The following is a 7,175-nucleotide window of genomic DNA, read 5'->3' as shown; positions in this document are numbered from 1 at the left end:
CCATCATCGAGGCCGCGCGCCGGGCGGCGCGCGTCCATGCCGTCGTGCAGAACCGCCGCTATGTCGCCAATGTCCGGCGCATCCGCCGCCTTCTCGACTCGGGCGCCATCGGCAAGCCGACCAGCATCCATGCCGACTTCTTCGTCGCGCCGCATTTCGGCGGCTTTCGCGAGGAGATGTCCCACGTGCTGCTGCTCGACATGGCGATCCACACCTTCGACGCAGCCCGCTACATGGCCGCCGGCGAGCCGGCCAGCGTCTACTGCCAGGAGTGGGAGCCGGCCAGTTCCTGGTACCGGCAGGGATCGTCGGCGAGCGCCGTCTTCGATTTCGGCGGCGGCAAGGTCTTCACCTATGCGGGCAGCTGGTGCGCCGACGGCTTCCGGACCAGCTGGGAAGGGAGCTGGCGCATCGTCGCCGAGCGCGGCAGCCTGCTCTGGGACGGCTTTGATGGGCTGAAGGCGGAGGTTGTCATTCCGGGCCGCGACGGCCTGTTCGACAAGACCCAGCCAATCGAGGTGCCGCCACTCGACGCATCCGACCGCGTCGACGGCCATCTCGGCATCATCAGGGATTTCATGCACGCGATCGAAACCGGCACCGAGCCGGAAACGCGCGGCACCGACAACATCAACAGCCTGGCCATGGTCTTCGGCGCGATCGAAAGCGCCGAGACCGGACGCCGGGTTGCGATCGCCAGGGATGCGCAATGATGCCAAACCCGCTCCTCGACATCAGGATCGGCACCATGGTCAGGGCCAATCTCGACGACCCGGCCGCCTACATCAAACAGATCCTGCCGCTCGGCTTCGAAAGCATCCAGCCTTTCTTCTGGCAGACGCTGGGCGGCAAGGACCTGCCGCGGCTCGCCGGCCAGATCCGCGAGGCGATCGGCGATGCCGACGTCACCGTCTCGTCGATCGGCGTGTTCGGCAATCCGCTGGAGAGCGGCGAGGTCGACCGCGGCGTGCTCGCGGCCTGGGAGACGGTGATCGATCATGCGCATCTGTTCGGCGCTTCCACGGTCAGCGGCTTCACCGGCCGAATTCGCGGCAAGCCGCTGACCGACAGCCTGCCGCGCTTCCGCGAGGTCTGGGGGCCGCTGGCGAAGCGGGCCGCCGACAGGGGCGTGCGCATCGCCTTCGAGAATTGCGCGATGGATGGCAACTGGGCCAGCGGCGACTGGAACATCGCCCACAATCCGGATGCCTGGGAGCTGATGTTCAACGAATTGCCGGATGACAATCTCGGCCTCGAATGGGAGCCCTGCCATCAGCTCGTCTACCTGATCGACCCGATGCCGCAGATCCGCAAATGGGCGCCGCGCATCTTCCATGTCCACGGCAAGGACGCCACCGTGCGCTGGGACGTCATCCGCGAGCACGGCGTGTTCGGCCGGCTGCCCTTCGTGCAGATGCGCACGCCGGGCTTCGGCGACAGCGACTGGACGCGGGTGATCAGCGAATTGCGGCTGGCCGGCTACAAGGGCGCCATCGACATCGAGGGCTGGCACGACCCTGTCTATCGCGACGACCTGGAGATCACCGGGCAAGTGCGCGCGCTGGATTATCTCAAACAATGCAGGGGAGGTGCCAGCTACCTGCCAAATCCGATGTGAGGCCAAAGTTGATGTGAGGATTGGCCGGCGGGAGGAGCCGGCCGGCCAGTTTTGCGGCGCACTGCCGAAGCGAATGTCGAAAACCCTCGCTTGGCGAGGAAACAAAGGGAGGAACGTGCATGAGCATCGCGTTTAGAACGACACTTCTGCGCACGACCGTCGTGGCCGCAGCCACGGCGCTTGCCGCCGCCATCTCCACCTTGCCGGCGCAGGCGCTGGATGCCCAATGGTGCAAGGACGTCCACATCCGCTTCTTCGTCGGCGGCGCGGAGGGCGACGCCTTCGGCACCATCGTCTACAATGGCGCCAAGCAGGCGGCCGCCGATCTCGGGCCTAAGGTCGACTACATCTTCTCGCAGTGGGATTCCGAGAAGATGGTGCAGCAGTTACGCGAGGCCGTCGCCGTGAAACCCAACGGCATCGCCATGATGGGCCATCCGGGCGACGCCGCGATCATGCCTCTGGCCGAGCAGGCGCACAAGGACGGCATCAAGATGATGTACCAGAACGTTCCGGTGCCGAAGGTGGTGGAAGCGTTCGGCGGCGGCTATGTCGGCGCCCAGCAGGAGCAGCAGGGCCGTGCACTCGGCGCCGAGGCCATCAAGCTCGGCAAGCTCAAGTCCGGCGACAAGGCGATCATGATCGGCCCGTTCGAGAACGAGGCCCGCGGCGCGCGAGAGCGCGGCACGGTGGCCGTACTCAAGGAGGCCGGCATCAGTGTCATCCAGCTGCCGTCACCGCCGAGCGGCGAATGGGCATCCGACCCCAATCTGGCGATTCCGGTGATCACCGCGGCCCTGCTCAACAACCCTGATATCAAGGCGGTCGGCTATCCCGGCGGCCAGATGCTGGGCAATGTCGCCACCTACATGCAGGCGGCGGGAAGAAAGCCCGGCGAGATCTTCAATTTCGGCTTCGACACCAGCCCGCAGATCGTCGAGGGCTTCAAGGGCGGCTGGGTGCAGCTGACGGCCGACCAGCAGCCCTTCCTGCAGGGCTACCTGCCGATCCTCAGCCTCTGCCAGCAGGTAGTGCTGGGTCTGGCGCCGATGAATGTCGATACCGGCGCCGGCTTCGTGACGCCGCAGAATTACGAGATCGTCGCCGAGCTGGCCAAGCAGGCGCTGCGCTGACCTCCCAAGCCGTCGGCCGGGATTTCGCCCGGCCGGCGGGGCCGCCGGCGAGGAGACCGGCAAGACAGACAATCCGAGCGAGGATCGCATGGGCGAACGCATCATCGAACTGCGCGACATCAAGAAGTCGTATGGCCAGGTCTATGCGCTTGGCGGCGTCAACCTCAGCGTCGACCGCGGCGAGGTGGTCGGCCTGATCGGCGACAATGGCGCCGGCAAGTCGACGCTGATCAAGATCCTGTCAGGCGTGGTCAAGCCGACCAGCGGCGAGATCCTGGTGCGCGGCAAGCCGGTCAGCGGATGGAGCGCGGCGCGCTCGCGCGATGCCGGCATCGAGACGGTGTTCCAGGACCGGGCGCTGGCGGTGCAGCAGACGATCGTGCGCAACATCTTCATGGGTCGCGAACTGACCAGCTGGATGGGCTGGCTGAAGGTCAACAAGGAGATCGAGGAGGCGAGCCGGCTGATGCGGGAGATCGGCTTCACCTCGAAAGTGTTCACGCCGCACTCGATCGTCGGCCAGCTTTCGGGCGGCGAACGCCAGGGCGTGGCGATCGCGCGCGCCATCTACAAGCAGGCGGAGCTGATCATCCTCGACGAGCCGACGACGGCGCTGTCGCTGACCGAGACCGCCAAGGTCTTCCACTTCGTGCGCCAGGTGCGGGCGAGCGGCCGGTCGATCCTGTTCATCGGCCACAACATCCACCACGTCTTCGACATTGCCGACCGCTTCGTGGTGCTCGACCGCGGCAAGGTGGCGCTGACCGCCGACCGCAGCCAGATCAAGTCGGCGGAAGATCTCATCAACTTCATGGAAGACGTGGCGCATCCGGGCGGCCTGCCCGGACTGCACGAGGCGGGCGAAGCGGAGCAGGGAGCGCGATGAGCAAGGCCATGGAACCCGATCTGCAATCTCCCCTGGGAAGAACAAGCGGCCAGGCAGGCAAGGAATGGAGCCATCCATCCGACCACTGGCTGCGCGGCTTCGTCATCGACAACCGCGCCGCGCTCGGCACGCTCGGCGTGTTCATCTTCATGATGGCGGTGTTCATCATCGCCAATCCGACGGTGTTCACCACCTGGTATCTCTACAGCTCGGTACTGACGACGCTTCCCGTTGCGCTGTTCGTGGTGGTGCCGCTGGTCTTCGTCGTCACCTGCGACGAGATCGACCTGTCGTTCCCGGCAACGATGGGTTTTGCCTCATGGGTCTTCGCACTGGTCGTGCAGGCCGGCTATGATCCGTTCCTCGGCATCGCCGCCGCGCTGGTCACCGGCACGCTGCTCGGCTTCCTGGTCGGATCGCTGGTCGTCTATGGCGGACTGTCGTCGCTGATCGCCACGCTCGGCATGAATTTCCTGTTGCGCGGCCTGATCCAGATCATCAACGAGGGCAGGTCGATGGCGCTGACCGGCCTTGCCGACAGCTCAGCCTACAAGATCTTCTCGAGCCAGCTCTGGGGCATCCCGGTGCAGGTCTTCTGGGCCATCGCCTTCGTCGTTTTCTCGGCGCTGCTCTACAACCGCCACCGCTTCGGCGCGCAGGTGAGGGCAGTCGGCGACAATCCGGACAGCGCCAAGCAGATGGGCATCGACGTCAAGCGCGTCAAAGTCAAGGTGTTCGTCTTCACCGGCATCGGGGCGGCGATCGCCGGCACCTTCTCGGTGATGATCAACTTCACCTGGTGGCCGACGGCCGGCGACGGCTATCTGCTGCCGGTGCTGGCCTCGGTGTTCGTCGGCGGCACGCCGACCTGGGGCGGCATCGGCACGGTGGTCGGCGGCGCGATCGGCGCGGTGACCGTGTCGTTCATCCAGACCGGCGTGGTGGCGGCGGGGCTGAGCGGCTTCTACGTGCAGTTCTTCAACGGGCTGATCATCATCTTGTCGCTGCTCGGCCATAAGTGGAACCAGGCGAGGTATCGGTGAGGGAATTGCTCACACGCCGGTGACAAAGCCGTCCAGCACGCGTTTCTGGCCGGCCTTGTCGAAGTCGATGGTGAGCTTGTTGCCTTCGATTGCCGCAATGTTGCCGTTGCCGAATTTCTGGTGGAAGACGCGGTCGCCGACGCTGAAGGCCGACGGCTTGTCGGCGACGGACTTGGCGACCAGTTCGCCGTCGATGGTGCGACCCTTGACGCTGGTGCGGCCGGCGCCGTAGCCGCTGTCGGTCTCGCCATAGCCGATGCGCTCGACCTGGTGGCCGGAGCGCGTGCCCCAGTTGCGATCGGTGGCCTCGGTGCGGTTGGCCTGCGCGCGCTGCCAGCCCGGCGTCGAATAGGTGTTGGAGAAGGATTTTTCCTCGCCGATATTGTCGAAGCGCGAGGCGCCGTAGGGGTTCTGCCGGCCGCCGCGTCCGGAGGCGAACGAGCCGCCGCCGTAGCTGTTGCCGTAGCCGCCATAGGAGTTGCCGCTCTCGGCGACCTCGACATGGGTTTCCGGCAATTCGTCGAGGAAGCGCGACGGGATGGTCGATTGCCACAGGCCGTGGATGAGGCGGTTGGAGACGAACCAGATGTGCAGGTTCTTCTTGGCGCGTGTCAGGCCGACATAGGCGAGGCGGCGCTCCTCCTCGAGGCCGGAACGGCCGCCTTCGTCGAGCGCGCGCTGGTGCGGGAACAGGCCTTCTTCCCAGCCGGGGAGGAAGACGGTCTCGAACTCGAGACCCTTGGCCGAATGCAGCGTCATGATCGAGACTGCATCGAGCGACTCGCTCTGCTCGGCCTCCATGACCAGCGCGACATGCTCGAGGAAGGCGCGCAGCGATTCGTACTCCTCCATGGAGCGGATCAGCTCCTTGAGGTTTTCCAGCCGCCCGGGCGATTCGGCCGAGCGGTCGTTCTTCCACATGTCGGTGTAGCCGCTCTCCTCCAGGATGGTCTCGGCGAGCTCGGTGTGCGGCGTGGTCTCCAGCGCCTTTTGCCAGCGCTCGAAATTCGCCGCGACCTCGCGCAGGGCGGCGCGCGGCTTCGGCTTCATCTCGTCGCTTTCGGCGAGGTTGCCGGCGGCTTCCAGCATCGGGATGCGCAGCGCCCGCGCCGTGTCGTGGATCTGGCGGATCGTGGCTTCGCCGAGCCCACGCTTCGGCACATTGACGATGCGCTCGAAGGCGAGGTCGTCGCCGCCATTGGCGACGACCCGGAAGAAGGCAAGCGCGTCGCGGATTTCCATGCGCTCGTAGAAACGCGGGCCGCCGATGACGCGGTAACTCAGGCCGAGCGTGATGAAGCGTTCTTCGAAAGCGCGCATCTGGAAGGATGCGCGCACCAGGATCGCCATGTCGTTTAGATTGTGCTTCTGCCGCTGATAGGCCTCGATGGTCTCGCCGACGGCGCGCGCCTCTTCCTCCGAATCCCAGGCGGCATGGACATGCACCTTGTCATCCTCGGGATCGTTGCGGTCGGTGAACAGCGTCTTGCCGAAGCGGCCTTCGTTGAAGGCGATGAGATGCGAGGCCGCACCGAGGATATGCGCGGTCGAGCGATAGTTGCGTTCGAGCCTTATGATGGTGGCGCCGGGGAAATCCTTGTCGAAGCGAAGGATGTTGTCGACTTCGGCACCGCGCCAGCCATAGATCGATTGGTCGTCGTCGCCGACACAGCAGATGTTGACGGTGGCCGGGCGGGAATTCCCCTCCCCCTTGAGGGGAGGGTGGCCGGGCGAAGCCCGGTCGGGTGGGGTCCTCGCGGCAGTGCTCGACGCCCCTGTGCTCGATGACCGGGCGGTGCCTTCTGTGGCGACCCCCTCCGCCCGCTTCGCAGGCACCTCCCCCTCAAGGGGGGAGGATTGCGGCCGCTGCGCCAGCAGGCGCAGCCACATATACTGCGCGGTGTTGGTGTCCTGGTACTCGTCGACGAGGATGTATTTGAAGCGCCTGTGGTAGTCCTTCAGCACATCCGGGTAGGCGCGGAAGATGCGGATCGGATGGCAGAGCAGGTCGCCGAAATCGCAGGCGTTCAGGGTCTGCAGCCGCTCCTGATAGGCCTTGTAGAGCTCGCGCCCCTTGCCGTTGGCGAAGCTGCGGGCGTCGCCCTCGGGGATGTCGGCGGGGCCGAGGCCCTTGTTCTTCCAGCCGTCGATCATCTGCGCGAACTGCTTGGCCGGCCAGCGCTTGTCGTCCAGCCCCTCGGCCTGGATGAGCTGCTTGATCAGACGCACGACATCGTCGGTGTCGAGGATGGTGAAATCGGATTTCAGCCCGGCGAGCTCGGCGTGACGGCGCAGCAGCTTGACGCCGATCGAGTGGAAGGTGCCGAGCCACGGCATGCCCTCGACATTGCCTTCGCCGATCAGATGGCCGATGCGCTGCTTCATCTCGCGCGCCGCCTTGTTGGTGAAGGTGACGGCGAGGATCTGCGAGGAGAAGGCCTTGCCGGTGGCGAGGATGTGGGCGATGCGGGTGGTGAGCACGCGCGTCTTGCCGG

At 65.7% G+C, this 7,175-nt stretch carries 6 protein-coding genes; 5 read left to right on the top strand and 1 reads right to left on the bottom strand.

Features of this window, described 5'->3' with window-relative positions; all coding sequences use genetic code 11:
- The 5 genes from EN738_RS27590 to EN738_RS27570 all read left to right on the top strand — a co-directional run.
- Positions 1-713 (top strand): Gfo/Idh/MocA family oxidoreductase (locus EN738_RS27590; RefSeq protein ID WP_145966946.1); only part of this gene is annotated, 713 nt, incomplete at its 5' end.
- Positions 710-1,618, top strand: a complete 909-nt coding sequence (locus tag EN738_RS27585; RefSeq protein WP_127286433.1) for a sugar phosphate isomerase/epimerase — start codon at positions 710-712, stop codon at positions 1,616-1,618. The genes EN738_RS27590 and EN738_RS27585, both read left to right, overlap by 4 nt.
- 119 nt (positions 1,619-1,737) lie before the next feature.
- Positions 1,738-2,751 (top strand): substrate-binding domain-containing protein, encoded by a 1,014-nt coding sequence (locus EN738_RS27580; RefSeq protein WP_127286432.1) that lies wholly within the window; start codon positions 1,738-1,740, stop codon positions 2,749-2,751.
- Between the two features lie 88 nt (positions 2,752-2,839).
- Complete coding sequence (locus EN738_RS27575; protein ID WP_127286431.1) at positions 2,840-3,637, top strand: ATP-binding cassette domain-containing protein; 798 nt, start codon at positions 2,840-2,842, stop codon at positions 3,635-3,637.
- Entirely contained in the window at positions 3,634-4,680 is a 1,047-nt protein-coding gene (locus tag EN738_RS27570) for an ABC transporter permease (RefSeq protein WP_127286430.1), read from the top strand. Before EN738_RS27575 ends, EN738_RS27570 begins: the two co-directional genes overlap by 4 nt.
- A gap of 9 nt (positions 4,681-4,689) precedes the next feature.
- Here EN738_RS27570 and EN738_RS27565 read toward each other — a convergent pair.
- On the bottom strand, positions 4,690-7,175 hold a 2,486-nt coding region (locus tag EN738_RS27565), incomplete at its 5' end, for a UvrD-helicase domain-containing protein (protein ID WP_189605997.1).

The organism is Mesorhizobium sp. M4B.F.Ca.ET.017.02.2.1 (assembly GCF_003998955.1).
Classification (GTDB): domain Bacteria; phylum Pseudomonadota; class Alphaproteobacteria; order Rhizobiales; family Rhizobiaceae; genus Mesorhizobium; species Mesorhizobium abyssinicae.
This window is presented reverse-complemented; position numbering and strand designations above follow the sequence as displayed.

What these genes read in the sequence shown, in the direction of transcription:
- EN738_RS27570 (WP_127286430.1), top strand. Translation starts at nt 3,634, where the DNA reads ATGAGCAAGGCCATGGAACCCGATCTGCAATCTCCCCTGGGAAGAACA.
- EN738_RS27580 (WP_127286432.1), top strand. Translation starts at nt 1,738, where the DNA reads ATGAGCATCGCGTTTAGAACGACACTTCTGCGCACGACCGTCGTGGCC.
- EN738_RS27575 (WP_127286431.1), top strand. Translation starts at nt 2,840, where the DNA reads ATGGGCGAACGCATCATCGAACTGCGCGACATCAAGAAGTCGTATGGC.
- EN738_RS27585 (WP_127286433.1), top strand. Translation starts at nt 710, where the DNA reads ATGATGCCAAACCCGCTCCTCGACATCAGGATCGGCACCATGGTCAGG.